This is a genomic window from Mucilaginibacter flavus (genome assembly GCF_030409315.1).
In the GTDB taxonomy this organism is placed as follows: domain Bacteria; phylum Bacteroidota; class Bacteroidia; order Sphingobacteriales; family Sphingobacteriaceae; genus Mucilaginibacter; species Mucilaginibacter flavus.
This window is the reverse complement of record NZ_JAUFPS010000037.1, coordinates 48,081-73,076: the sequence shown is the minus strand read 5'-3', so window position 1 is coordinate 73,076 and position 24,996 is coordinate 48,081. Positions and strand designations below refer to the sequence as shown.

The 24,996-nt window shown below is 43.8% G+C and carries 19 protein-coding genes; 13 read left to right on the top strand and 6 right to left on the bottom strand.

What is annotated here, in order from left to right; translation table 11 throughout:
* Window positions 1–179 precede the first annotated feature (179 nt).
* On the bottom strand, window positions 180–845 hold the full coding sequence (locus QWZ17_RS17605) for a trimeric intracellular cation channel family protein (RefSeq protein ID WP_290306602.1): 666 nt from the start codon (window positions 843–845) through the stop codon (window positions 180–182).
* Window positions 846–1,081: 236 nt separating this feature from the next.
* On the bottom strand, window positions 1,082–2,314 hold the full coding sequence (locus QWZ17_RS17600; RefSeq protein WP_290306601.1) for a dicarboxylate/amino acid:cation symporter: 1,233 nt from the start codon (window positions 2,312–2,314) through the stop codon (window positions 1,082–1,084).
* Between the two features lie 82 nt (window positions 2,315–2,396).
* On the opposite strand from QWZ17_RS17600, the gene QWZ17_RS17595 reads away from it, so the two are divergent.
* The 3 genes from QWZ17_RS17595 (at window position 2,397) to QWZ17_RS17585 (ending at window position 5,731) form a co-directional block, all read left to right on the top strand.
* Complete coding sequence (locus QWZ17_RS17595) at window positions 2,397–4,199, top strand: M61 family metallopeptidase (protein WP_290306600.1); 1,803 nt, start codon at window positions 2,397–2,399, stop codon at window positions 4,197–4,199.
* A 64-nt stretch (window positions 4,200–4,263) separates the two neighbouring features.
* Window positions 4,264–4,842, top strand: coding sequence for an HD domain-containing protein (locus QWZ17_RS17590; RefSeq protein ID WP_290306599.1), 579 nt, complete (start codon window positions 4,264–4,266; stop codon window positions 4,840–4,842).
* A 10-nt stretch (window positions 4,843–4,852) separates the two neighbouring features.
* Window positions 4,853–5,731: a YitT family protein gene (locus QWZ17_RS17585; RefSeq protein WP_290306598.1), complete on the top strand. Its 879-nt coding sequence runs from the start codon at window positions 4,853–4,855 to the stop codon at window positions 5,729–5,731.
* Window positions 5,732–6,082: 351 nt separating this feature from the next.
* Here the strand turns inward: QWZ17_RS17585 and QWZ17_RS17580 are convergent, their stop codons facing one another.
* From QWZ17_RS17580 to QWZ17_RS17565, 4 genes are all read right to left on the bottom strand, one after another.
* Window positions 6,083–7,126: an adenylate/guanylate cyclase domain-containing protein gene (locus tag QWZ17_RS17580; protein WP_290306597.1), complete on the bottom strand. Its 1,044-nt coding sequence runs from the start codon at window positions 7,124–7,126 to the stop codon at window positions 6,083–6,085.
* Window positions 7,126–7,503 (bottom strand): response regulator, encoded by a 378-nt coding sequence (locus QWZ17_RS17575; protein WP_290306596.1) that lies wholly within the window; start codon window positions 7,501–7,503, stop codon window positions 7,126–7,128. The genes QWZ17_RS17580 and QWZ17_RS17575 overlap by 1 nt, the downstream gene beginning before the upstream one ends.
* Window positions 7,504–7,580: 77 nt before the next feature.
* A complete protein-coding gene (locus tag QWZ17_RS17570) occupies window positions 7,581–8,951 on the bottom strand; it encodes an ATP-binding protein (protein ID WP_290306595.1) in 1,371 nt (456 codons plus the stop codon).
* 387 nt (window positions 8,952–9,338) lie between these two features.
* Complete coding sequence (locus QWZ17_RS17565) at window positions 9,339–10,214, bottom strand: helix-turn-helix domain-containing protein (protein ID WP_290306594.1); 876 nt, start codon at window positions 10,212–10,214, stop codon at window positions 9,339–9,341.
* 146 nt (window positions 10,215–10,360) lie between these two features.
* Between QWZ17_RS17565 and QWZ17_RS17560 the strand changes: the two genes are divergently transcribed.
* The 10 genes from QWZ17_RS17560 (at window position 10,361) to QWZ17_RS17515 (ending at window position 24,736) form a co-directional block, all read left to right on the top strand.
* The gene (locus QWZ17_RS17560) at window positions 10,361–13,591 is read left to right on the top strand and encodes a DUF1553 domain-containing protein (RefSeq protein WP_290306593.1); all 3,231 of its coding nucleotides are present in this window, start codon (window positions 10,361–10,363) and stop codon (window positions 13,589–13,591) included.
* 6 nt (window positions 13,592–13,597) lie between these two features.
* Window positions 13,598–15,103 (top strand): DUF1501 domain-containing protein, encoded by a 1,506-nt coding sequence (locus QWZ17_RS17555; RefSeq protein ID WP_290306592.1) that lies wholly within the window; start codon window positions 13,598–13,600, stop codon window positions 15,101–15,103.
* Window positions 15,104–15,333: 230 nt separating this feature from the next.
* Complete coding sequence (locus tag QWZ17_RS17550; RefSeq protein WP_290306591.1) at window positions 15,334–16,437, top strand: twin-arginine translocation signal domain-containing protein; 1,104 nt, start codon at window positions 15,334–15,336, stop codon at window positions 16,435–16,437.
* A 291-nt stretch (window positions 16,438–16,728) separates the two neighbouring features.
* Window positions 16,729–18,147, top strand: a complete 1,419-nt coding sequence (locus QWZ17_RS17545; protein ID WP_290306590.1) for an alpha-L-fucosidase — start codon at window positions 16,729–16,731, stop codon at window positions 18,145–18,147.
* Window positions 18,148–18,522: 375 nt separating this feature from the next.
* Window positions 18,523–19,230 (top strand): DNA alkylation repair protein, encoded by a 708-nt coding sequence (locus QWZ17_RS17540; protein ID WP_290306589.1) that lies wholly within the window; start codon window positions 18,523–18,525, stop codon window positions 19,228–19,230.
* Between the two features lie 225 nt (window positions 19,231–19,455).
* Window positions 19,456–21,504 carry a BatA domain-containing protein gene (locus tag QWZ17_RS17535; RefSeq protein ID WP_290306588.1) on the top strand — a complete coding sequence of 683 codons (2,049 nt, stop codon included), beginning with the start codon at window positions 19,456–19,458 and terminating at the stop codon, window positions 21,502–21,504.
* A 29-nt stretch (window positions 21,505–21,533) separates the two neighbouring features.
* Window positions 21,534–22,784, top strand: a complete 1,251-nt coding sequence (locus QWZ17_RS17530; RefSeq protein WP_290306587.1) for a dihydroorotase — start codon at window positions 21,534–21,536, stop codon at window positions 22,782–22,784.
* Window positions 22,785–22,791: 7 nt separating this feature from the next.
* The gene (locus QWZ17_RS17525) at window positions 22,792–23,460 is read left to right on the top strand and encodes a hypothetical protein (protein ID WP_290306586.1); all 669 of its coding nucleotides are present in this window, start codon (window positions 22,792–22,794) and stop codon (window positions 23,458–23,460) included.
* Window positions 23,461–23,472: 12 nt separating this feature from the next.
* A complete protein-coding gene (locus QWZ17_RS17520) occupies window positions 23,473–24,057 on the top strand; it encodes a DUF4199 domain-containing protein (protein WP_290306585.1) in 585 nt (194 codons plus the stop codon).
* Window positions 24,058–24,184: 127 nt separating this feature from the next.
* Complete coding sequence (locus QWZ17_RS17515; RefSeq protein WP_290306584.1) at window positions 24,185–24,736, top strand: DUF4199 domain-containing protein; 552 nt, start codon at window positions 24,185–24,187, stop codon at window positions 24,734–24,736.
* Window positions 24,737–24,996 lie beyond the last annotated feature (260 nt).

Here is a 24,996-nt window from a genome sequence, read left to right as displayed (position 1 = left end):
AAACGCTCCTTCCTTGTCTTTTGTCCTTTCATTTTTGTTTACTTAGTGTAAACCTATTTCAGGACAAGACAGCCTGTAGTCTCTGACTACACGATTGCTGTTGAAATCGTTAGTGTTTTTCTGTAGTCAGAGACTACAGGCATAGATAATTCGAAGCCGGAGACTTCGAACAGCAAATGTTAATGCCACTCCTCCCTATATACAAACTTAGGCATCTGCCAGTTGTAACGGATAGATAACAGGCGTAAAGCAAGGCCGATAACACAAGCTATCACCATAGCGATAACCTCCGAAACACCTAAATATTCCAAACCCAGGAAAACCGCCCCGGTTACTATGGCGGCGCTGGCGTAAATCTCTTTTCGGAATAGTAACGGTACTTCATTACAAAGCACATCGCGCAGTACACCACCCGCGCATCCGGTTATCATGCCGCTTAGCATAATAATGGTGGTGGGCAGATTTATGGCTTGTGCTACCTGGCAGCCTATAATGGTAAATACCACCAGCCCAAGCGCATCGAGATATAAGAACAAGGTTTTCATTTTGCTCATGAAGCGGGCTATTACCGCGGCAAGTATAGCCGCGGCTGCCGTAATTAAAAGGTATTCGGGGTGCTCAACCCAGCTCATGGGGTAGTGGTTAAAAAGTATGTTACGCACCGTACCACCACCAAGGGCCGTAACCCAGGCTATAATACAAACTCCAACCCAATCCATATCACGCCTGCCGGCAGATAAAGCGGCGGTCATGGCTTCGGCAATAATGGCGATGATGTAAAGGATATGCAGCATGGGGATAGGTATTTGTTTAACAAATATAGCTTTTAGGGCACAGATGTACATAGCATAAATGCTTGCAATATTTAGCTGGTAGTGGCCTTTAAGGGTTGCTGATTTTGGCTAAAGCCAGTATTCGCAGGGGAATTTATCCGTCCTATAAATGGGGCGACAATGAATTACTGTAGGGGAGATTAGCCGTTTAATTCATTGCCGTTGGCTTTAGCCAACGGTTTGTGGTTATAATTAGAGAGGTGGCTTTAGCCAAACTTAATATGAAAACCGGCTTTTGTGCATTGCCGTTACTCATCAATTTGCGGCGCCTGCTTCATCCATTTCTTCCCATCAAAAAAGCGGGCAACCAGCATAGCGGCAACAGTATCGCCGGTGGCGTTTAAAAGCGTGGCCATAGGATCAACCAAAGTACCGATGATCATGGCAGGGGGGAGAGCTTCGGGCGGGAAACCGTAAGCCGATATAAAGAGCAGCTCGCCAATGTAGCCACCGTTGGGGATGCCGCCCTCTACCAAACTTACCAGTACGGTTATGGCCAGGGCAATCACTATGGTTTCGGCATTGTTGAAACTTTTGCCAAACAGGGCAAACACCACCGCCATTTTTACTATAGATGATATGCTTGAACCATCCTTATGCAAGGTACCACCCAGCGGGATAGTAACATTGGCAATCATATCAGAAATGCCCATCTTTTTAGCGGCATCTAAATTGGCCGGAATAGTAGCGATGCTGCTGCAAGTACCAACCGCTGTTGCTGATGGAATAATGTTATTTTTCCAGTACCGCTTCACCGCGGTTACACCACCGGCTATAAAAGCGTACGCGCTGAATATCGCCACATAATAAAACGCGCCAACGCCGTAGTACAAGGCCATGGAACGGGCATATCCCCCAAACAACTGCGGACCGAACACGCCAACCTGGTAAGCAAAGTAAGCACCCAAGCCAATTGGTCCTAATTTCATGATGAGGATGAATATATTTTTAAACACCTCGTTACCGCTATGCAGAAATTGAGCAAACCTAACGCCCTTCTCGCCCGATTTTAAGGTAGCAAAACCGATAAGCACCGAAAATATAATCATCGACATCATGCTTTTGCGGGATAGCAGTTCATAAAATTCACTTACAGTAAATAGCTTGGTTAGTTGATCGCCAAAGGGCTTCTTATCAACGGTTTCGGTAATGGGGCTGGCAACCAAATGCTGATGAATGGGGAAAATCCAGATGGCGATAATGGTAATCATGGCGGCAACAAGTACAGTACCCACAAACACCAGCGAGGTAACACCTAATAATTTGCCCAGTTTGTTTGAACCATCCAAGCCGGCAATGGCCGATGATATGGCAAAAAATACAAGCGGAACAACGGCGGTAAATAACAAGTTTAAAAAAATATCGCCTATAGGTTTAATTACATTTACCTTATCGCCCAAAAACAAACCTGCAATACTGCCTATGATGATACCGCCGATAAGGAAAATAATACCCTTGTAATTTTTAAACCAATTATCCATGTAGCTAATATAATTGTTTGCTTGTATAACAGGGCTTAAATGTTGTGGCGGTTTTATTAATTTAGGCAAACTCTACATCCAAATGAAAATAGCATCCAGGTTTTTGTTGCCTTTTTTGATATTAACAGGTTATAACGCTTTTGCCCAGCGCAAAACAACAAATATGCAATACGCGGTTTCCATGGAAAACGCGGCTGCTCACCTTTACCATGTTGAGCTGACTAACACCACTCCCGGCAACACGCTCGACCTTAAAATGTGCGCCTGGACTCCCGGCTATTACCAGATTCTGGATTTTGCCGGCGCTGTGCAGGATTTTACGGTAACCGATAAGGATGGAGCAGCGCTTAAATGGAATAAGCCATCAAAAAATGTATGGCATGTTTATAAAACTAAACCTGGCGCTGTTAAGGTATCTTATAATGTTAAAGCCGTTGTACCCTTTGTAGGCAATGTTTATCTCGACGAAACAAGGGGATACATTACCCCAGGTGGCCTGTTCATGTACCTCGATCAGGAATTACGCAACCCGGTCACCATACAAATGATGCCCTATAGCAAATGGAACAATTTGGTAGCAACCGGGCTGGATACCATCCCCGGTAAATACCATACGTTTAAGGCCGATGATTTTGATGTATTGTACGATAGTCCGTTTTTAATGGGACAGCTTGAAGTATTGCCACCATTCACTGTTCAAAACAAGCCTCACAATTTTATAGGCTATCAGCTCCCCGCTTTTGACAGGCAGGCTTTTATGGACGATTTGAAAAAGATTGTAGAAACCGGTAGCGCAATCATTGGCGAAATTCCATATACACACTACACATTTTTATCTATAGGTGCAGGTGGTGGCGGTATTGAGCATTTAAACTCTACGTCATTAAGTTTTAGCGGTGGCGAAGGGTTCAATTCGCCAGAGGCGCGCAAAAAGTTGTACAACTTTATAGCGCATGAGTACTTTCATCACTATAATGTGAAACGGATAAGGCCTATTGAACTGGGGCCGTTTGATTACTCAAAAGAAAACCATACCAATATGCTTTGGGTATCAGAAGGTTTTACGGTGTATTACGAATACCTGATAACCAGGCGTGCCGGTTTAATGACCGCCGAAGATATGTTTGGCGATTTTCAGGCCAATATGCAAAACTATGAGAATAAGCCAGGGCATTTATACCAGTCGGCAACGCAGGCCAGTTATGATACCTGGGGCGATGGACCTAACGGCCGCGTTAACGACGAGTTTAATAAAACCATATCTTATTATGATAAAGGACCGGTTTTGGGTTTAATGCTCGATTTTAACATTCGGCATGCTACTCAAAATAAAAAATCGCTTGATGACGTGATGCGCCTGCTGTATTATAAGTACTATAAGCAACTGAAACGTGGCTTTACTGAGCAGGAGTTTAGAAATGAGTGCGAAAAAATGGCCGGTACACCCATGCCCGAATTGTTTGAATATGCATCTACCGTTAAGCCCCCTGATTATCCCAAATACTTCGCTTACGGCGGCCTTAATGTAGATACCGCTACAACAGTAGTATCAAACGCCTGGGCTGGCCTCAACCTTAGGATGCAACGCGACACCTTGCGCATCACCGCGGTTGAATATCAGTCACCTGCCTGGAATATAAATTTGCGTGGCCGCTACAGTATTTTAAGTGTTGATGGTGCACCTGCTACATTAACAACCTTTAATAAAATTATGGAGGGCAAAAAAGAAGGTGATAGCATTAAGCTTGGATTACTTAAAGCAGGTGTTAAACAGGATGTAACTATCACCCTTGCAAAAAAACGCGAAAAGAGTTTCAAGATATCGCCCATAACTGCTCCGGATGCTTTGCAGGCCGCTATTTACAAAAGCTGGGTAGGGAAATAGTTGATTTGACAAATGCTATGGCCACTATTCCATTTTACTATATTAGCAGCCAATTTTATACCGAATGCACATTGAACAAGCCAGGCAATTTATCCTGGATAAGCTAAATACACAACTCCCGGCAAAATTTTATTACCATAATGCCAGCCATGCCTGGGATGTTTACACGGCGGCTAAGCAGATTGCCCTGGGGGAGGGGATAGGTGAATACGAAACCTGCCTATTACTAACAGCATCCTTATTCCATGATTCGGGTTTGTTATTGGGGGAGGATGAGCATGAGAAAAAATCATGCGCGGTGGCCCGCGAATTTTTGCCAGGCTTTGATTATACTGATGACGAAATTGACCGCATCTGCGATATTATTATGGCTACTAAAGTACCACAAACCCCAAACGAAAAGCTGGGCGAAATAATTTGTGATGCCGATTTGGATTATTTAGGCCGGAATGATTTTTTTATACTCAGTAAAAGGTTATTTTCGGAACTTGAAATAACCCACGGCCTGCAAACAGAAACAGCGTGGGATAAACAGCAGGTGGGTTTCCTTAAAAGCCATCATTACTTTACCCAAACAGCTATTGCATCGCGGGCGGCTGAAAAGGAAAAGCACCTGCAAATCATAATTGATAGGTTAAAATAGAATACTACCCATGTCGAAACCGGAACACAGTTTGCCCGAAATAATTAAGGATGTAGTAACCGTAATTATCGGGATTTTATTTTGCGGCTTCGCACTGAAAGGATTTTTAGTCCCCAATAAGTTTTTTGACGGCGGTGTAACCGGCATCTCGTTACTTATTCATGAACTATACCATAAAAATATCGCATTTGTTATTGTAATAGCTAATATCCCCTTTATCATTATGGGCATGTTCCAGGTTAACAAAACATTCGCGCTTAAAACCTTTGCCTGCGTTGTAGCATTGGGGCTTTGTTTACATTTTGTACCTTACCCGGTTATTACATCCGATAAATTGCTCGTATCCATCTTCGGTGGAGTGTTTATGGGACTTGGCGTAGGGCTTTCCATCCGTGGTGGCTGCGCGCTTGATGGTATTGAAATCCTGGCACTGTACACGCTTAAACGAAGCAGCTTGACCATCAGTGAGATCATTTTAGGTATTAACATCATCATCTTCCTGATTGCCGCTTTTGAACTGGGTTTACCCACAGCCCTGTACTCTATATTAACTTACTACACCGCTTCACGTACCATCAGCTTTGTGATTGACGGCCTGGAGGAGTATACCGCCGTGAATATCATATCCGGGCAAAGTGAAATCATCAAAGAACGCCTGGTAATGGAACTTGGCCGTGGCATCACCATATACAAAGGCGAGCGTGGCTTTTTAAAAGAAAGCTTTGATGTACACCAGCCGGTTGATATCATCTTCACGGTAATCACCCGTTTTGAAGTTCGTCGCCTAAAAAACCTGGTGCATAGTGTTGACCCCAAAGCATTCATCTTCACCAACAGCATCAAAGACGCAGCCGGTGGGGTGTTGAAGAAACGGGTGAGGGAGCACTAAGGCTTAGTAGTAAGTATCAAGTAGTAAGTAGTAAGATTTTTGATGAGCTTCGGAATCCTCACCACCTATCAATGTAGAGTGATGAAATTTTGCGGAATTTTGAAGGAAGAATGACAATCGACTTTACTAAGTCCGTCATGCCGAACTTGTTTCGGCACCTCAGATGCTAAGAGATTTCACGCAGAAAACCTGCCCTATGGGGTCCTGAAACGAGTTCAGGATGACTTCTTTTTTGCAATTTGTCATGGGGAGCTTGTCGAAAAACGCGCTTAGAGGCGGCTCAGCGTTGATAGATTTGCGCATTCATCAGCGCAAAACTCTTACTACTTACTACTTGATACTTACTACTCCTTAAGAAACCACCTCATAAATCTCCACCGCTTTAGCCTTATTTTTCAAGCTTACTTCGCCTATTTTGTTGAGTTCAAATGATTCTTTGGCTTTGTGGTATACTTCTTCGGTTACAATGATCTGGTTGGCCTGGGCTACGCCTTGCAGGCGTTGGGCAAGGTTCACGGCATCGCCAATAACGGTGTAATCCAAGCGTTTTAGGGAGGCCGAGCCAATATTGCCGGAAATCATTTCGCCGGAGTTGATGCCGATGGAAACTTCTGGTTTAAAGGTTTTTTCGCCATAGCTGATAGATTCTGTGGCGTGCATTTTTTCACGTACGGCAAGGGCGGCGTCGATGGCGCGGTCAAGGTGATACTCTCCACGGAAAATGGCCATTACAGCATCCCCCATGAATTTATCAACGTGGCCGTTTTGGGCTATAATTTCCTTTACCATTACATCAAACAGCTTGTTTAGCAGGTTTACAACTGTATTGGCGGGTACATGTTCAGATATTTTGGTGAAGCCACACACGTCAATAAATAGTACGGTGGCGTCTATGGTTTCGTTACTTAGCAAACTGGTTTCAAATTCCCTGGTGGTCATAAAGTTGAGCACATTCTCGTCAACATACATTTTAAGGATGTTGTTTTCCTTAATAGCCTGCATGGTTTTCTTCAGCTCCTCTACATGCAGTAACGTTTTTTCGATGGTGATATCCAGGTCATCAAAGTTTACAGGTTTGCATACAAAATCAAAGGCACCGCGGTTCATGGCGGTACGGATGTTATCCATATCGCTATAGGCCGATACCATTACCGCTTTAAGGATAGGATTGGCTTCGGGCAGTTTGGTAAGCAGGGTTAAGCCGTCCATTTCGGGCATATTGATATCGCTTAAAATCATATCAATATCCGGCTCTTCGGTAAGTTTAGCTAATGCTTCAAAACCGTTATGGGCAAATACAAAATCATATACTTTTTCGCGGATCTTTTTCCTGAACTTTTGTTTAATCAATAGTTCAAGATCCAATTCGTCGTCAACCACCAATATTTTGGCCATTATTGTTCTAAGTGTTTAAGTTTTTCTTTTAAATTATTAAAATCAAGGGGTTTGGTCAAAAAGTCGTTAGCTCCTAACTCCATTGATTTTTGGTAGTTCTCATCATCGCCGTAAGCAGTAATCATCATCACTACCGGTGGCGGCTGATCGTAGGTATGTCTTATTTTGTCCAGCAGTTCCAGGCCGCTCATGCCGGGCATGTTGATATCTGATAAAATAAGCACTACTTCCGAATGATTAACTGACAGGAACGACATCGCTTCCTCTCCCGATTGCGCGAAGTTGAACACGATCTCGCCCGATTTTATCTCCTTGCGAAAACGCTGCAGAAACAAAGGTTGTACATCAGCTTCGTCATCAACAACAAGTATTTTCATATATCTCCAAAGTTAAGTTTTTGCATCGGTTACTACCGATAGTTAAGGTTAAAAATCGTTTGATAGGCTAATAAAAATCAAGCCTTATCAAAAGGAATAGTAATGATGAATTTAGCAAACTCACCCTCAACGGTTTCCACTTTTAAATCGCCGCCATGCCCTTTGGTGATAATATCGTAACTCATTGATAAGCCCAGCCCTGTACCCTGGCCCGTAGGTTTGGTGGTAAAAAATGGCTGGTAAATTTTATCCAATACCTTTTGTGGTATGCCAGTACCATTATCAGTTACCGTAATTTCGACACTGCCGTTTATCTTTTTAGTAACTACCGTAAGCAAGGGTTCGTAACCCTCAATATTTTGTTTCTTTTTTTCGGCAACGGAATAAAACGAGTTGTTGAAAAGGTTTAGCAATACTCGGCCTAAATCCTGCGGAATGGCTTGTATTTTTCCAATGCTATCGTCAAAACTGGTTTTCATGCCGGCATTAAACATCTTATCCTTTGCCCGTAAACCGTGGTAGCTTAAACGCAGGTATTCATCGGCAAGGGCGTTAATATCCGTAGGCTCTTTTTTGCCGGTAGTACTGCGCGAGTGTTGCAGCATCCCTTTTACTATCGAATCGGCACGTTTGCCGTGCTGGTTTATTTTGGTTAGGTTTTGGGTAATATCGTTAATAATCTCGTCTGCTTCTTCTTTGGCATCATCGGGTAGTTTTGATAATACTTCTTCTTTCAGCTCATCCAAAAGTTCGATACTTACCTCGCTAAAATTATTTACAAAGTTTAGCGGGTTTTGAATTTCATGGGCAATACCGGCGGTAAGCTCACCTAACGAAGCCATTTTTTCCTGTTGTACCAGTTGGGCCTGGGTGCTTTTTAGTTCGGCAAGGGCGTGCTGCAGTTCTTCTTTTTGCTTGGTAAGCTCGGCCGTGCGTTCTTTTACCTCGCTCTCCAGGTTTACTTTCATGGCGGCCATCATCCGGTTTTGTTCCTGCTCCATGGCGCGTTTTTTACGCTCAACCTCAAGCGTTTTCTTCTGTTTGCGGTTAATAAACCACATAGCCGCAAACCATAATATGGCAAACCAGCTGGCGCTTTCAAACAAACCATCGTTGTTACTGTAAAAGTTTTTAAAGATGGCCTGGGTTAGGTTTTCCAAAAAAGAAATGATCACGTACGGCACCACCGCGTTAATCATAGGCTGATCTACCTTTAATTCCTCTTTATAAAAAGGCAGCGCTATAAGGGCAAACGTGAACAGGTGACCAACAAACAACAAAAAGAAAGAATGTTTTATGCCAAAATCAAGGCACATGAGGCTTACCGCCGCCCACATGGCATAAAGCATGTACTTGCTCCAGTTGTCGGTTATCCCGCCGCGTTTGAGCGTTTGGCGGTACTGACTTAATAAAAAAACGGCTACAAATGGTTCAAATCCAAAATCCATAGTGATTGGTTATATATTGCCGATGCAAGCAACACTTTAAAACTAATATTTTATTTACAGTAATTAAAATGTGGGGTAGGTTTAAAGGAGAAATTGCTTTTAAAAGCGGTTTTTCCGGCAGAGAAACAATTCACGTGTCTCCCGCAGCCAAGTGGATTTGCAGGTTTGTTATGCAAATCGATGACGACTCACCCGGTCTACGCTTCGCTGGACCTGCCCTCTCTCCGGCAAGCCGCAAAGAGGGCTTGAAAAAGACAATTATTTCCAGCCCCTCTATGCGGCTTTAGACGGAGAGAGGGGTAGAACGAGCGCAGCGATGTTCGGGGTGAGTCGTCCCTTGGTTAGTTTACGCCATGGATTCACATTTACATTTGAGATACAATTTCTTCACATCACCAAACTATTTCGCTTGTAAGCCCCCGGCGTTTGCCCGGTTATTTTTTTAAAAACGCGCGAAAAGTAGGAGAGGTTTTCAAAGCCGGTTTCGGCGGCAATGTCATAAAAAGGCATATTGGTGGTGCTTAATAATAGCTGCGCCCGCTCTATCCGTTTTACCTGGATGTAGGGCAGTGGGCGCTCGCCTGTGTTTTCATAAAACAGGCGAGAGAAATAGTCGGCGTTGTGGTTGGCCCGCTTGGCCAGCTCTGCAACGGTAATTTCATGGTGCAGGTTGGTTTGAATGTAATTAATGGCATCAGATATTTTGGAGTGGATAATGCTTTTATCTTCCATTAAAAATAAGCCAGGTGCCAGGAACATCGAAAGTAATTGCAATAATATACCGTTGGTTTCCATATAAGCTGATGCGTGTACCAATTCGTTCAACTCGGCAAAGCTTTTAAGCACCGGCCGTTTTTCATATACTTTTGGATTAGCGGATGCCCGTAAGGTTCTGTTGGGGTTGATGTGTAACAGGCGTTTTACCGCGCTGATAGCGGCTTCTGTAACCGGTATTTTAAATAGTTTGCGGTTTGACGCGAACAGCGATGCCCCATCTGCCGATTCTTCGGCAAAGGAGATATAATACTGGCTCAAATATTCCTCGCAGCTATAAGTGCAGGTAGTAAAACTGGGGATGAGGTACAAAAAGCCGGCTTCCAGTTTCAACGCGCCATCGGCATTTTGCAGCCTGCCTTCGCCGGCGTCAATATAATAAAGGCGGTAAAAGGTGCTGGTGATGTTTTTATAAAGCCAGTTTTTGTTCAATTGCACATAGTCGGTATTGAGGAGGGTAAAGGTTGATCTTAAGATGCTTTTATTCATTGTAATACAGAAAATACGGACTAATAGTGTCAAATATAATAAAATATAAAAGTCGGGTTTGTGCTAATTGATGTTGTGTTTGTGAAATTTTTGATAAAGTATAGCACTTAGTTTTATACTGATTATAAAACCGTACAAGATTTAATATGCTGAGGTCATTTTTTGTAACGCTTGGTGCCATAATGGTAACCGGCGGAGGCTTGTTTATTGCTTCATCTTCCGTTGATTTGCCTCCCGATGTGCAGAAGGCTTACGATGCTTTGCCGGCATCGGTTGATTATAATATCGATGTAAAACCGATTCTGAGCAATAAATGCTTTGCATGCCACGGACCTGATAGAAATAAGCAAAAAGCCGGTTTGCGATTGGATATAGCAGCCAATGCATACGCCGAAATTCCCGACGATATTGGAGTAGTAGCCATTAAGCCCGGCGATTTACAGCATAGCGAAGTGGTAAAGCGCATCCTATCGACGGACTCCACCTACCTGATGCCCGCGCCCGAATCGCACCACACACTCTCGGCCTATGAAAAAGCGGTTATCATCAAATGGATAAAAACCGGGGCTGTTTATAAGCCGCATTGGGCTTTTGTAAAGCCAGTAAAACCAGCCGTGCCCGTAGTGGATGGGACGATAAATAATCCTATTGATAATTTTGTGCTGGCAAAACTTAAAAAGCAGGAACTATCGCCCTCAAAGGAGGCAGATAAGGAATTACTGTTGCGCCGCTTGTCGCTTGATTTAACCGGACTACCGCCAAGCTTAAAAGAAATAGACGATTACTTAAAAGATACCTCGCCAGATGCCTACGAAAAACAGGTAGACCGCCTGCTTGCATCACCTCACTATGGCGAAAAAATGGCGGTAGACTGGCTGGACGCCGCCCGCTATGCCGACTCGCACGGATATACGGTTGATAGGGTGAGGGATATGTCGCCCTACCGCGATTGGGTGATCCAAGCGTTTAACAACAACTTTAGTTATGATAAGTTTATCCAATGGCAACTGGCCGGCGATTTAATGCCGCACCCCACAAAGGATATGATCATCGCTACCGCCTTTAACCGCAATCATCAGCAAAATATGGAGGGCGGCGTTATTGAAGAAGAATACCAAACCGAATACGTGATAGATCGTACCAACACCTATGGCAGCGCCGTATTGGGAATGACGGTGGGCTGTGCCAAATGTCACGATCATAAATTCGACCCGATATCGCAGAAGAATTACTACCAGTTATTTAGTTTTTTTAACAATGTAAAAGAGGCGGGCCAAATTTCCTGGGATGATGCCCTGCCTACGCCAACGTTGATGTTGCCAACGGCGCAAAAAGAAAAGATACTCGCTTTTATAAATGAAAATATCGCGCAGCAGCAAAACACTATTGCCCAAACGCAAGCTAAGGCAAATGTAGGTTTTGATAAGTGGCTTACCGATGGTGAGTATAAAAAGCTTGTCGGCCAAAACATACCGCAAAATGGTTTACAGGCTTACTATAACTTTGATAAAGGCACCCTGGCAAGTGCAATAAACCCCAAAGATGTTGGCGCAATGAAACGTGAGGGCGGCGCGCCAGGCGATGCCGCCGTGTTTGATACAAAGGGCGATGGAAAAGCGCTGGCTTTAAATGGTGATACCTGGCTGGATTTGAACCAGGTTGGCGTGTTTCGTAAATCGGAGCCTTTTAGTATTGGCATTTGGGTAAATATCCCTAAACAATTGAGCGAAGGTGTGTTGTTCCATAAAGGTAATTCCGAGCGGTTGTATAATTTCAGGGGATATCATTTATACCTTAAAAACAACAAGCTGGAATTGAATATGGCGCATACCGGGCCCTCAAATGCCATCACGCGTGTTACTGTTGATGATATACCGCGAGAGCAATGGATTCAACTCTCCGCTACTTATGACGGATCGTCAAAGGCGAATGGTTTTAAGCTATACCTGAATGGTGATGAACTGAAAATGGAAACCACCATGGATCAGCTTACCAAGGATATTTTATTTAACGGCGGCGGTCAGCCCGGTTTACAAGTTGGAGCCTGGGAACGCGGACGCGGATTTAAAGAGGGTAAGGTAGATGATATTGCTGTTTACAACCGCACGCTCACCGCTTTTGAAGTGAAAATGCTCGCGCAAAAAGACAGTTGGGATAAAATTGTCACCAAAAGCAAAGACGCGCTTACTACCGATGAAGTGGATAAACTCAAAATTTACTACCTAAACGCGGTTGACCCCGCTATGCTTGCCGAAACGCAAAAGCTTACCAAATTGAGAACCACCCTGTCCGATTCGACAGAAAATATATCAGAGCTAATGGTGATGCAGGAAATGGCATCGCCTAAAAAATCATTTATTCTTAACCGTGGCAACTACGATATGCCCGGCGAACAGGTTTTTCCTAACACACCGGAAGCCATTTTACAATTCCCGGCCAATTTGCCTAAAAACAGGTATGGCTTGGCGCAATGGTCTACAAGCCCCGATAATCCTTTGGTGGCACGTGTGGCAGTAAACCGCCTGTGGCAAAACTTTTTTGGAACCGGACTGGTAAAAACCAGCGAAGATTTTGGCAACCAGGGCGAGTTGCCAAGCCATCCCGAGTTGTTGGATTGGCTGGCTACCACATTTGTAGAATCGGGCTGGGATATGAAAGCGTTGAATAAGCTGATCGTCATGTCGGCCACGTATCGGCAGAATTCACGCCCAACCAAAGAAGCGGCAGAGAAAGACCCGGAGAACCGTTTCCTTTCGCATGGCCCTGCTTACCGTATGTCTGCCGAAATGATTCGTGATAACGCACTGTTTGCCTGCGGTTTGCTCAATACCCAAATTGGTGGTAAAAGCATCAAGCCTTACCAGCCACCGGGCCTATGGGAAATTAACAATACCACCTATGTGCCTGATACCGGCAAAGCGGTTTACCGGCGAAGCTTGTATGTGATTGTAAAACGATCGGTACCCAACCCAACGCTGGCCACTTTTGACGCGCCATCGCGTAGCTATTGCGTTATCCGCAGACAAAAAACCAATACACCCTTGCAGGCGCTGGTAACCTTAAATGATCCTACTTTTGTAGAGGCAGCCAAAGTTTTAGGCGAGCAGATGACCCGTAACGCCGATAATCGTGCGGCCATTACTACGGCTTACCGCAAACTTACCGGGCGTACACCGATGCCCGATGAGGTAACGCTTTTAACAACCCTGCAACAGGTTGAATTAAAAAAGTTTAAAGAACACCCCGAGAAACAGAAGGGTTGGCTTACTGCCGGGCAATATACAGTAGATAAAAAACTGAACGGAGCCATGATCGCAGCCAATACCGTAGTTGCCAGCACCATTTTAAATTCCGACGCGTCATTAACCAAAAGATAAAACAAGATGTCAGATTTTCACCATCACGACGAGGATTTCAGGCTCCATACACCCGAGTTTAATGAGCTGCACAAAAAGATGGACCGGCGCAACTTTCTTACCAAAACATCGCTTGGTTTGGGGGCTTTAGCGGTAGGTTCACTATTCGGTAACAATGTTTTTGGCAGCACCCGCAAAGCAACCGGCAATCTGGAGGCTGATATATTAAAGGCTTTGCCACAAATAGCGCCCAAGGCAAAAAAGGTGGTATATCTTTTCCAGGCGGGTGGTCCATCACAGTTTGAAACTTTTGATTACAAACCCAAACTGGCCACCATGCTGGGCCAAAACCTGCCCGATTCTGTTAGGCAAGGGCAACGACTTACCGGCATGAGTGCCAACCAAAGCGTTTTGCCACTGGCCCCGTCATTCTGTAAATTTAACCAGCACGGCCAAAGCCAAACCTGGATGAGCGAACTTATGCCGCATACCGCCCAGGTGGTTGATGAATTATGCATTGTGAAATCGCTGTACTCTGACGCTATTAACCATGATCCGGCTATCACATTTTTGCAAACCGGGAACCAGTTGCCGGGGCGACCATCGATAGGCTCATGGATTAGCTATGGTTTGGGATCTGATAACCAAAATCTTCCCACCTTTATTGTACTGGTATCCAAAAACGCGCCTAAAGATCAGCCGCTGTACGCCCGTTTATGGGGCAACGGTTTCCTGCCATCCAAGTACCAGGGAGTGCAGTTTGGATCGGGCAAAGACCCTGTTTTGTTCCTCAATAATCCCGAAGGTTATGATGGTGCCGATAGAAAAGAAATGCTGGAGTACCTATCCAAACTAAATAACCTGCAAAACACAGCCTATGCCGACCCAGAGGTAGATGCCCGCATAGCCCAGTATGAAATGGCCGCCCGCATGCAAACTTCGGTACCAGAAGTGATGAGCACGGCTGGCGAGCCCAAAGAAATTTTCGACATGTATGGTCCCGATAGTCGCGACCCTGGCACCTACGCCGCCAACTGTTTGCTGGCGCGAAAACTGTTGGAGAAAAACGTAAAGTTTGTGCAGCTATACCACCAGGGCTGGGATCAGCATAGCAACCTGCCGTCGGGCATAGCCGGCCAGTGCAAGGCTACCGATCAGGCTACCGCAGCGCTCATTAAAGATCTGAAACAACGTGGTATGCTTGATGATACCCTGGTGATCTGGGGCGGCGAGTTCGGTCGTACAGTATACTCCCAGGGCAAATTATCAGCCAACGACTATGGCCGCGACCATCATCCCCGTTGCTTTACCATGTGGATGGCCGGTGCAGGCGTAAAACACGGCATCAGCTACGGCGAAACCGACGATTTTAGCTACAACATTATAAAAGACCCGGTACATGTTCACGATTTTCAGGCCACACTGCTACACCTGATGGGCATCAACCACGAATTATTAACCTATCAATTCCAGGGCCGAAGGTTTAGATTGACCGATGTGGAAGGGAAAGTGGTAAGGGATATATTGAGTTAGGTTTTTTAGTAGTAAGTAGTAAGTATCAAGTAGTAAGATTTTTGGAGGTGATTAGCTTGGTGCGGTTGTCATGAATTAAACCACATTGAAAAGTATAATTCTTTTGTATGTACAAATACAAAAATAAATCAGATATTAGAACAGTTTTAACCAATTGAACATCATGATAAGCTTGCTATCCGGGTTCTGCAGCTATCTTACTACTTGATACTTAATACTTACTACTTAAAATGGAAAGAAGAAATTTTATAAAAAATACCGCTGTTGCTTCGGCTTTGGCGGCTGTTGCGCCGGTGAAAAGCTTTGCTATTTTGCACAAGGATTTGCAGCCTGATGACCAAACCATAGGGCAGGGGGGCTTTACCTATAAAGCTGATAAGGGATGGGCCAAAATCAGCGTAAACAGTAACCCGTTGGCTAACTGCCACGAAATGGTGCAGGATAGTAAAGGTCGCCTCATTATGCTGGGCGATCATACGGCAAACAATATTCTCATTTTTGATAAATCGGGTAAGTTGCTGGATTATTGGGGAACGGCTTTACCAGGAGGTCATGGTTTAACCATTAGTAAAGAAGGGGGCGAAGATTTCTTGCTGCTTACCGATTGCGGTTGGGCGCAGGATAGAACAGGCGCCGGTTACGGTCAATCGGGACAGGTTTTAAAAACCACGGTGGATGGTAAGCTGATATTTGCCATTGGCCACCCGCGTACCATCGGTGTTTATAAAGATAACGAACCCTTTAAACCAACCGAAACGGCGGTAGCGCCCAACGGCGATATTTATGTTGCAGATGGTTATGGGTCTGACTATATTATCCATTACGATAGCAAGGGGCAGTATATCCGTCACTTCGGCGGCCACAATAATGCCAATAAAGATCATAACCTGGTGAATGCTCATGGCATTACCGTTGATACCCGCGATAAAAATAACCCTACTTTGATCTGTACCTCTCGCGAGGAAAATTGTTTTAAGGTTTTTACTATGGATGGCAAGTTTATCAAGCGTATTGACATGCCGGGGATGTACGTTTGCCGTGCGGTTATCAACGAGCAAAATATTTACGCCGGGGTATGCTGGAGCAAAGATGCCAGCGGTAACCGTTTTGATTACTCGGGCTTTGTAACCATATTGGATAAGGATGATAAGGTGATCTCTAATCCCGGTGGTGCGGCGCCCGTGTATAAAAACGGGGTGTTGCAACCTACATTGCAAGCTTCAAACCGTATTTTTCAACATGGTCATGATGTTTGTGTGGATGAGGATAAAAACGTTTACGTATGCCAGTGGAACGCTTATCATACGGCGCCGGTGAAGCTAACCCGGGTATAAGGATATAAGGTATTGTTGACGTCTGGTTTAATCCGGTCGTTAACAATTTATCAATTAAATATTGACACTTGATTAGGGAACTAATATTTAGTGCCTTAGCTGATCAGGTAACGGAATAATCCATCAATGTAAAAAATCGTCCATCGTTTATAAAAATCCATCAGTTGTTTTGACAATATCGATGAATAAAATGCCAATATCTATAGATGTTGATTAAACGTTTTATCGGCAACTTAGTAAATCCCCGTTTAACAGAATTTATAAAAAGTTGACTATCACAAAACAGTTCAGATGCATTCAAATTTTACCAAAAAGAAGCTATTTTCTTTATTCCTAAGCCTGCTTATTTTAGGCACCCTAAGCGTAAAAGCCCAAAGCACTTCAAAAGCACCAATTCCCTTAGCGCAATTGCAGCAGCAGTTTGTTGATCTGCGGTTTGGTATGTTTATCCACTTTAACATCCCAACTTTTGAAAATGCCGATTGGCCCGATCCCGAAACGCCGGCATCAGATTTTAATCCTAAAAAATTAGATTGTGTACAATGGGCAAAAGCAGCCAAATCGGCCAATATGACCTACGGTTGCTTAACCACCAAGCATCACAGCGGTTTTTGTATTTGGGATACCAAAAGCACTGATTATAACGTAATGCATAGTCCGCTAAAACGCGATGTGGTTAAGGAATACACCAAAGCCTTTCGCGATCAGGGTTTAAAGGTGATGTTGTATTATTCTATTTTAGATACCCACCACAAACTGCGCCCAAACCAAATCAAATCTAAGCATATTGAAATGGTTAAACAGCAAATCACTGAGCTGTTAACCAACTATGGCAACATAGAAGCATTGATTATTGACGGCTGGGATGCACCATGGTCAAGGATATCTTATGATGATGTGCCTTTTGAGGAAATCTACAAACTGGTCAAAAAACTGCAACCCAACTGCCTGTTGATGGATTTGAACGGTGCTAAATACCCTGCCGAAGGTTTATATTATACCGATATCAAAACTTATGAAATGGGTGCTGGTCAGCGTGTTCAAAAAGAGACTAATAAAATGCCGGCATTGGCTTGTTTGCCTATTCAAAGCAGTTGGTTTTGGAAATCAAACTTCCCTACCACGCCAATAAGGGATGTAAACAAACTGGTTAACGATATTTTGGTGCCGCTTAACAATGCCAGCTGTAACTTTATCCTCAATGTAGCCCCCAATACCGATGGTTTGTTTGATGATAACGCCATTGAAGGTTTAAAGGAAATTGGAAAGCTTTGGAAAAACGAAGGTCCGGTTGCAAAACTTGGCGAAACGGGCAATCCTATCATATCACATAACCTGGCCAAACGTGCGCCTGCAAATTCAAGCTGGAGCGATGACATGAACATCAGCGATTTTGCTAATGATGATGATTTTGAGTCGTCATGGCAATCAAATGATAGGGTGAAAAACGCCTGGTACGAGGTTGATTTAAAACCCGGTCAGCAATTTAACACCATTGTAATTTTTGAGCGTAAAGCCAATATCAAAAAATACAAGTTAGAGTACAACGACGGCGCGGGCTGGAAACCTTTATTTGAAGGCGAAAACCTGAGCCGTGTAAAAGTTAACCGCTTTAAGGCTGTTAACGGTAATAAAGTGCGTATGGCGATAGAAACATCTGATAGCGCGCCATCTATAGCGGAGTTTGGTGTATATAATGAAACGTTGTAGATATGCGGAATGGTAGATGTGCAGATATGCAGATTTCAGATATGCAGATGAAACACCAAGCAAGTGTGGTGCCGAATTTATTTCGGCACCACACTTGCTTGGTATATATCATGCTGGCAACCTGTCCTGTGAGGTCCTGAAACGAGTTCAGGATGACTTTGATTTTTAGTATACCCGAAATGTCACCTCAATTAATGGGGTGACATTTTTTTTAATCGCTCCCGCGAGCTTTCAGCTCGTGGGTACTTATGGCTACAGCTTTCAGCTGTCCCTGTTAAATTAGCCCACCTGAAATCTTTGTAACAGCTTTTAACTTGCAAAATATCCCGATCATTTTTTATATTTTTATTCGGCAAACAACCTAAATAAAATATCATGGATGTACAGGAAGTTATGGCCCAACTGCAGGGCTACGGCAGCGAAAGCATAAAAAAGATCTTGCTGAAGCATGGCATTAAAGAACCGTTTTTTGGCGTGAAGGTTGAACACCTTAAAATCATCCAGAAACAAACCAAAACAGATTATCCTTTAGCTAAAGAATTATACGCCACCGGCAATACCGACGCCATGTACCTGGCCGGCCTGATCACCGACGATGCAAAAATGACAAAGGACGATTTGCAAACCTGGGTTAAACAGGCCGTATCCAATAACATCAGCGAATACACAGTTCCCTGGGTTGCCGCTGGCAGTAAATATGGTTTTGAGCTGGCTTTAGAGTGGATAGACTCGCCGGAGGAACATATTACCGCCGCGGGCTGGTCCACATTGAGTAATACGGTAGCGTTAAAGCCGGATGCGGAGTTGGATATTCCGGCATTGAAGCAATTGCTTGAACGGGCCTCAGAAAATATCCATTCGGCGGCCAACAGGGTAAAGTATACTATGAACGGTTTCATCATTTCGGCAGCCAATTATGTAACCGCGCTAACAGAGGATGCCATTGACATTGCCAAAAAGAACGGTGTGGTGATGGTTGATATGAATGGCACGGCTTGCAAAGTACCCGACGCGCTTGAATATATCGCCAAAATGCAAGCGAAGGGGCAGGTAGGGAAAAAGAAGAAGACGGTGAAGTGTTGAGGGGGAAGATTATTTCCTCAATACTTGTCATGCTGAGGCACAAAGCATCTATTCATGAACTTACAGGGCGAATAAGTATGGCGAAGAATAGATTCTTCACTACATTCAGAATGACAGTTTTTTTAATGTTTTGACTTAGCAATCATCTCAACCTTAAATCCATTCATCCTAAATTTGCATATCTGCACATCTGAAATCTTCACATCAATTCGTACATTCGCATATATGCACTTCATCTATCCGGCATTTTTATTTGCATTGCTTACGTTAGCCTTCCCGGTAATTATCCATTTATTTAACTTTCGTAAGTTTCAGCGGGTAAATTTTAGCAACGTTCAGTTTTTAAAGGAGATACAGGAGCAGCAATCATCCCGCAGAAATTTGAAAGAGCGCCTGATCCTTGCTTCAAGGCTATTGGCTTTGGCCTTCCTGGTATTTGCGTTCGCTCGTCCGTTTATCCCTGCTCAGAATACTGCAAACGCCGGGCGGCAAAACGCGGTGAGTATTTTTGTAGATAATTCCTACAGTATGCAAACCCTTAACCGCGAGGGTTCCTTGCTGGATGATGCCAAACAAAAAGCCAAACAGATAGCATCGGCCTATAATATCAATGATCGCTTTCAGCTGCTTACCCAGGATTTTGAAGGCAAACACCAGCGACTATTAAGCAGGGACGAGTTTAATGACGCGGTAGACCAGGTAAAGATCAGCGCGCAGAGTCGTACATTGCAACAAATCATTAGTCGGCAGCAAAGTTTATTGATCACCCAACCTGGTGCTGCAAAATCGGCGTATATCATTTCAGATCTGCAAAAAAACATGGCCGATAAGCCTTTAAAAACGGATAGCGCCATCGCTATAAATTTGATTCAGTTAAAAGCGGGCAACCTGCCCAACGTAGCGGTTGATTCGGTTTGGCTGCTTAATGCTATTCACCGGCCGGGCGAAAGCGAAAAGCTGGTAGTACGCCTGCATAACTATGCCGATGAAAAGGCCGAAAAGATTCCGCTTAAAGTCACTATTAATGGCGCTCAAAAAGCTTTGGGGAGTTATACCCTTGCCGCGCGATCTGTACAAAACGATACTCTCGCTTTTATGGGTCTGCAGGCAGGTTGGCAACAGGGTGAAGTAGCTTTACAGGATAACCCGGTTACTTTTGATAATAAATTCTTTTTCAGTTTTAATGTGGCACAGCAAATGCCGGTTTTACTGATAGATGGTGGTACGCCAAACCCATACCTGAAAGCAGTTTTTGCTGCCGATCCTTTTTTTAACGCCCATAACAGTCACGATGGTAATGTTGATTATGCCGCGTTAGGGACTTGTCCGCTTATTGTGATCAGCGATATTAAAGCGGTTTCAACCGGCCTGGCACAGCAGCTAAAAACGTATGTGAGCAAAGGTGGCACGCTGGTAGTTTTTCCGGCTATAGATGCCGATTTGAACAACTATCGCTCGTTTTTGCAGCCGATGAACGCGGCTTATCCCGAAAAACTGGTGCCAGATGCTGGCAAAGTATCGGCGCTTAACCGTCAAAGCCCGGTATTTAAAAATGTGTTTGAAAGTTTCCCGCCAAACCCGGATCTGCCTATCGTAAAAAAATATTACCAGTTGAGCGCCGCCCATGGCAGCCAGGATAATTTGATGACGCTTACCGCCGGGCAAAGTTTTTGGGCAGGCTACAACAGCGGCAGGGGCAAGGTTTATGTAGCTGCTGTACCACTTAATGAAGATTTTAGCAACCTGCCGCGCCACGCGCTTTTTGTACCCATATTATTCAGGATAGCTTTATTGAGCGGGCACGATCTGCCTTTGTTTTATACCCTGGGTGCCGACGAAACATTAGAAGTGCCTCCAGTGCAGCTTACAGAAAAGCAATTGCTTAAATTAACCAAAGACGGCCAAAGCACCATCCCTGATGTAAGGCAGCAGGAGGGAAGCACGTTGCTATACGTATCTGATCAATTACGGGAACCGGGTATTTACACTTTAAAAAAGCAGGATAGTACGCTGGCCACGCTGGCGTTTAACGATAACAGGAAGGAATCGGACCTGAGTTATTTAACGCCGGCTGTTTTAAAAGATATTTTACCCAGGCAAGCAGCCTTAATACCAGGTAGTAACGCTTCATTAAAAGGTATTGTTGCCGAAACAAATTTAGGTACGCAATTATGGAAACTTTGTATAATTTTGGCATTGATTTTTCTGGCCATCGAAATTTTGCTCATCAGGTACCTTAAGTCCAATGTGCAGGGGATAAAACAGGCGGTTTAATCAACAAAAATCCTTTTAAAGCAGTGCTAATGAATTTGCTTATCAAATCTGCCACTATCCTTGATCCCGGATCAGCCTTTCATCAACAAGTTGCCGATATTTTAATTGAAAACGGAGTTATCACCCGCATTGCCGACGATATTGAGGCCGATGCCGAACTGGTAGACGCCGAAGGTAAATATGTATCACCTGGTTTCTTTGATCTTAACTGCAACATAGGCGAGTTGGGGCTGGAAAACAAAGAAGATATGATATCGGGCACACGTGCCGCCGCCGCCGGTGGTTTCACGGGTGTTGCCATGATGCCTAACACCGCCAACCCGGTGCACTCAAAAGCCGAAGTTGAATACCTGTTGAACCGCGCCAAAGGTAATTTGGTTGATGTTTATCCTTTGGGAACCATATCGCACAAACGTGAGGGAAAAGACCTTGCCGAAATGTACGATATGCACCTGAGTGGTGCAAAAGCCTTTACAGATGGCAACCGCCCGGTACAGGATGCCGGTTTAATGGAGAGGGCTTTATTATATACCCAGGGCTTTGATGCCATGGTTTTCTCGTATCCCGAAGATACCGCCATAGCCGGTAAAGCCAAAGTGAACGAAGGCGAGGTGAGTACCCTGTTGGGTATGAAAGGCATCCCTTCATTAGCCGAAGAGCTGATGATTGCCCGCGATCTTTACCTGGCCGAGTACACAGTTTCAAAAATACATTTCAGTACCATATCAACCTCGCGCTCTGTCGAACTCATCCGCGAAGCTAAGCGTAAAGGATTGGAAGTTACCTGCGATGTTGCAGCGCACCATTTAATACTTACAGACGAAGCCCTGCTGGGTTTTGATAGCCAATATAAGGTAAAACCACCCTTGCGCACCAAAGATGATGTGACGGCCTTAATAAAAGGTTTAAAGGATGGCACCATAGATGCCATTGTATCGCAGCATACTCCGCACGAGATTGAGTTTAAAGATGTGGAGTTTGAAGTAGCCGCTTACGGAATGGTAGGCTTTCAAACGGCCTTACCACTTGCGTTGAAAACAGGTTTGCCGGTTGAACTGATCGTAGAAAAATTAGCCATCAACCCACGTGAAATTCTTGGGGTAGACGTTCCGGTAATTGCAGAGGGTGAACAAGCCAACGTGGTAGTTTTTGACGTCGATGCGGAGTGGGAATATAACAGCAAAAACAATTTGTCGAAATCGGCAAACTCTCCTTTCATTGGCGAAAGCTTAAAGGGAAAAGTGCTGTTAACGTACAACAATCAACAAATACTTAAATAGAAAAACAATGATCGATCCAAAAATAGAAATAGCCTTCCAGGCTGCCTTAGAGGCATTTTCAAAATACAGTAGCTTTGACGCATCAACACTCACCGGCGATTTTGGTGATGTGTTTGCTTTAAATGAAGACTTTTTAGATAAAGTTGACGCCCTTGACGCGGTATTTGACAACAACCCCGATGTAGAAGTGCTTCGCGAAGTGTTTTTTGATTTGCTGATGATCAATTTCTTCAGCGCCGACGTTAAAAAATTAGAAGAAGATTACCTGGATACCCCCGAGTGGGAAGATATTGAAGAGCAAACGCTTGATCGCGGTACCGAGCTGCTAAACCTGTTATTGTACCTTAACGAGTGTGAAGATGAAGACATTGAGCCGGAATTGGAAGATTACCTGAAAGAGTTTTTATTAGTTGATGAAGACGAGTTCCAGGACGAATACCGTATTTACGAACCGGTTATAGCTAACCAGATTTTGATGGAAAGCCCGGTAGAAGAGATCAGCAAGGTAGCGCAAAGCCTGCCCGAAGATTCTGAATTAGCCGAACTATTCTATCCTATGATGTGCTTTTTTCAAAATGTAGATCCATCACCGGATGCTAAGGCCGTTATTGCCGATAACGCTTTGGAAAAAGAGTTTGATATGGCTGTGTTAGAGATTTTGATTAATTTTCAATAATAGGTTTCAGAAATGGAAATAGACATTGATAAAGCAGAATTAAGAAAGTGGGGAATTATTTACGGGATTATCCTGGGTGTTTTACTTTCTGCCTTTAGCATCATTTCTTTTTATGTGATGATAAGCACATCGTCGGTAATTGTAATATCATCGGCGCCCTTTGTTTTTTCGGTGTTGTTGCCAATAGGGGCTGTTGTGCTATTGGTTATTAATCTGCGTAAAAAGATAGGTGGTTTTTGGAGCATGCGCCAGGCGGCATCCGGTATCTTTATCATGTTTTTTACAGCCTTTGTGTTGCAGTTTTTGGTTAGGGATATGCTGTTTGCAAAAGTGGTAGAGCCAAATATGGTTCAAAAAACACAAACTGCCATGACCAAAGCAGTATCAACCTACCTTACAGAAAATAAAGCTAAGCCAGATGAGGTTAAAAAGAAGATGGACGATATTAACCAACAATTTGAAGTGCAAAAAGATGTTACCGTTGGCAGGCAGATTACCGGTTTCGGGATATCAATTATTTTTATGTTTGTGCTATCGCTTATTTTTGCCGCTTTCTTTAAACGCGAAGGCGTAGTTTATAATAACCAGCCACAGTAGATATATTATTTTATAAATAACGATGGGGCCTTTATCTTAACCGGTAAGGGCCTTATTTATTTATGAGTAATTACGCCGATTTTATAAAATATTAGTTAATTTTAGCTAAACTATAAAACCTACAATCATGGAAGTAAAAAAAGCAAGTCCCTCTAAACCGGCAATCAAATGGGCTTTGATAGGCCTGATAGCCTCGATAGTTATTACTTATGCATTTCAGTTTTTGAATGTCGACCCCACTTCATCAGCTAAATACATAAACTATTTGGTTTTTATCGGCTTTTTATGTTTAACGCAACAAGAATATCGCAATGATCTTGGTGGTTATATGACTTTTGGTGAGGGATTTTTATCGGGCTTTTTATATTCGCTGTTCCTGGGTATTTTAACGGCAGTTTTTTTGTATGTGTATTACGCTATATTAAGCCCCGAAATGGCTGAAAAAATCCTTTCATCTACACAGGCGCAATTGGAGGCAAAAGGTACGTTAACCCCAGAGCAGGTTGAAACAGCCATGAGCATGACCCGTAAGTACTTCGCCATTTTTGCAGTAGCCGGGGCATTTTTTGGCTCGTTGGTTATGGGTGTAGTTGTTGCCTTAATTGGCGCCGCCATATTCAAAAAAGAGAAACCACCGTTTGCTACTGATGTAGCTGATAGTTATGATCCTACTGTTTAAGCAGGGATTAAAAATATAGTAAAATGGGCCTGCTCTTTTCAGAACAGGCCCATTTTGTTTTTTGTTGCCGCGAGTTTAGCGCAACGTAACTCTTGCCTATGATGTATAGGCTTTCAGCTTATACCGGCAGCTAAAAGCTGCAGCCATGAGGCTCACGAGCTGAAAGCTCGCGAGAGGGTACAAAAAAGAGACGCATTTAATAAATACGTCTCTCAATTATTTCACTAAAAAAGCTTTCAGTTTTAAGCTTTCCGCCTTCA

Coding starts and splice junctions, on each gene's coding strand:
- QWZ17_RS17545 (WP_290306590.1), top strand. CDS start 16,729: ATGCATTCAAATTTTACCAAAAAGAAGCTATTTTCTTTATTCCTAAGC.
- QWZ17_RS17520 (WP_290306585.1), top strand. CDS start 23,473: ATGGAAATAGACATTGATAAAGCAGAATTAAGAAAGTGGGGAATTATT.
- QWZ17_RS17590 (WP_290306599.1), top strand. CDS start 4,264: ATGCACATTGAACAAGCCAGGCAATTTATCCTGGATAAGCTAAATACA.
- QWZ17_RS17530 (WP_290306587.1), top strand. CDS start 21,534: ATGAATTTGCTTATCAAATCTGCCACTATCCTTGATCCCGGATCAGCC.
- QWZ17_RS17525 (WP_290306586.1), top strand. CDS start 22,792: ATGATCGATCCAAAAATAGAAATAGCCTTCCAGGCTGCCTTAGAGGCA.
- QWZ17_RS17580 (WP_290306597.1), bottom strand. CDS start 7,126: ATGGCCAAAATATTGGTGGTTGACGACGAATTGGATCTTGAACTATTG.
- QWZ17_RS17560 (WP_290306593.1), top strand. CDS start 10,361: ATGCTGAGGTCATTTTTTGTAACGCTTGGTGCCATAATGGTAACCGGC.
- QWZ17_RS17565 (WP_290306594.1), bottom strand. CDS start 10,214: ATGAATAAAAGCATCTTAAGATCAACCTTTACCCTCCTCAATACCGAC.
- QWZ17_RS17555 (WP_290306592.1), top strand. CDS start 13,598: ATGTCAGATTTTCACCATCACGACGAGGATTTCAGGCTCCATACACCC.
- QWZ17_RS17600 (WP_290306601.1), bottom strand. CDS start 2,314: ATGGATAATTGGTTTAAAAATTACAAGGGTATTATTTTCCTTATCGGC.
- QWZ17_RS17585 (WP_290306598.1), top strand. CDS start 4,853: ATGTCGAAACCGGAACACAGTTTGCCCGAAATAATTAAGGATGTAGTA.
- QWZ17_RS17515 (WP_290306584.1), top strand. CDS start 24,185: ATGGAAGTAAAAAAAGCAAGTCCCTCTAAACCGGCAATCAAATGGGCT.
- QWZ17_RS17570 (WP_290306595.1), bottom strand. CDS start 8,951: ATGGATTTTGGATTTGAACCATTTGTAGCCGTTTTTTTATTAAGTCAG.
- QWZ17_RS17535 (WP_290306588.1), top strand. CDS start 19,456: ATGCACTTCATCTATCCGGCATTTTTATTTGCATTGCTTACGTTAGCC.
- QWZ17_RS17595 (WP_290306600.1), top strand. CDS start 2,397: ATGAAAATAGCATCCAGGTTTTTGTTGCCTTTTTTGATATTAACAGGT.
- QWZ17_RS17575 (WP_290306596.1), bottom strand. CDS start 7,503: ATGAAAATACTTGTTGTTGATGACGAAGCTGATGTACAACCTTTGTTT.
- QWZ17_RS17605 (WP_290306602.1), bottom strand. CDS start 845: ATGTACATCTGTGCCCTAAAAGCTATATTTGTTAAACAAATACCTATC.
- QWZ17_RS17540 (WP_290306589.1), top strand. CDS start 18,523: ATGGATGTACAGGAAGTTATGGCCCAACTGCAGGGCTACGGCAGCGAA.
- QWZ17_RS17550 (WP_290306591.1), top strand. CDS start 15,334: ATGGAAAGAAGAAATTTTATAAAAAATACCGCTGTTGCTTCGGCTTTG.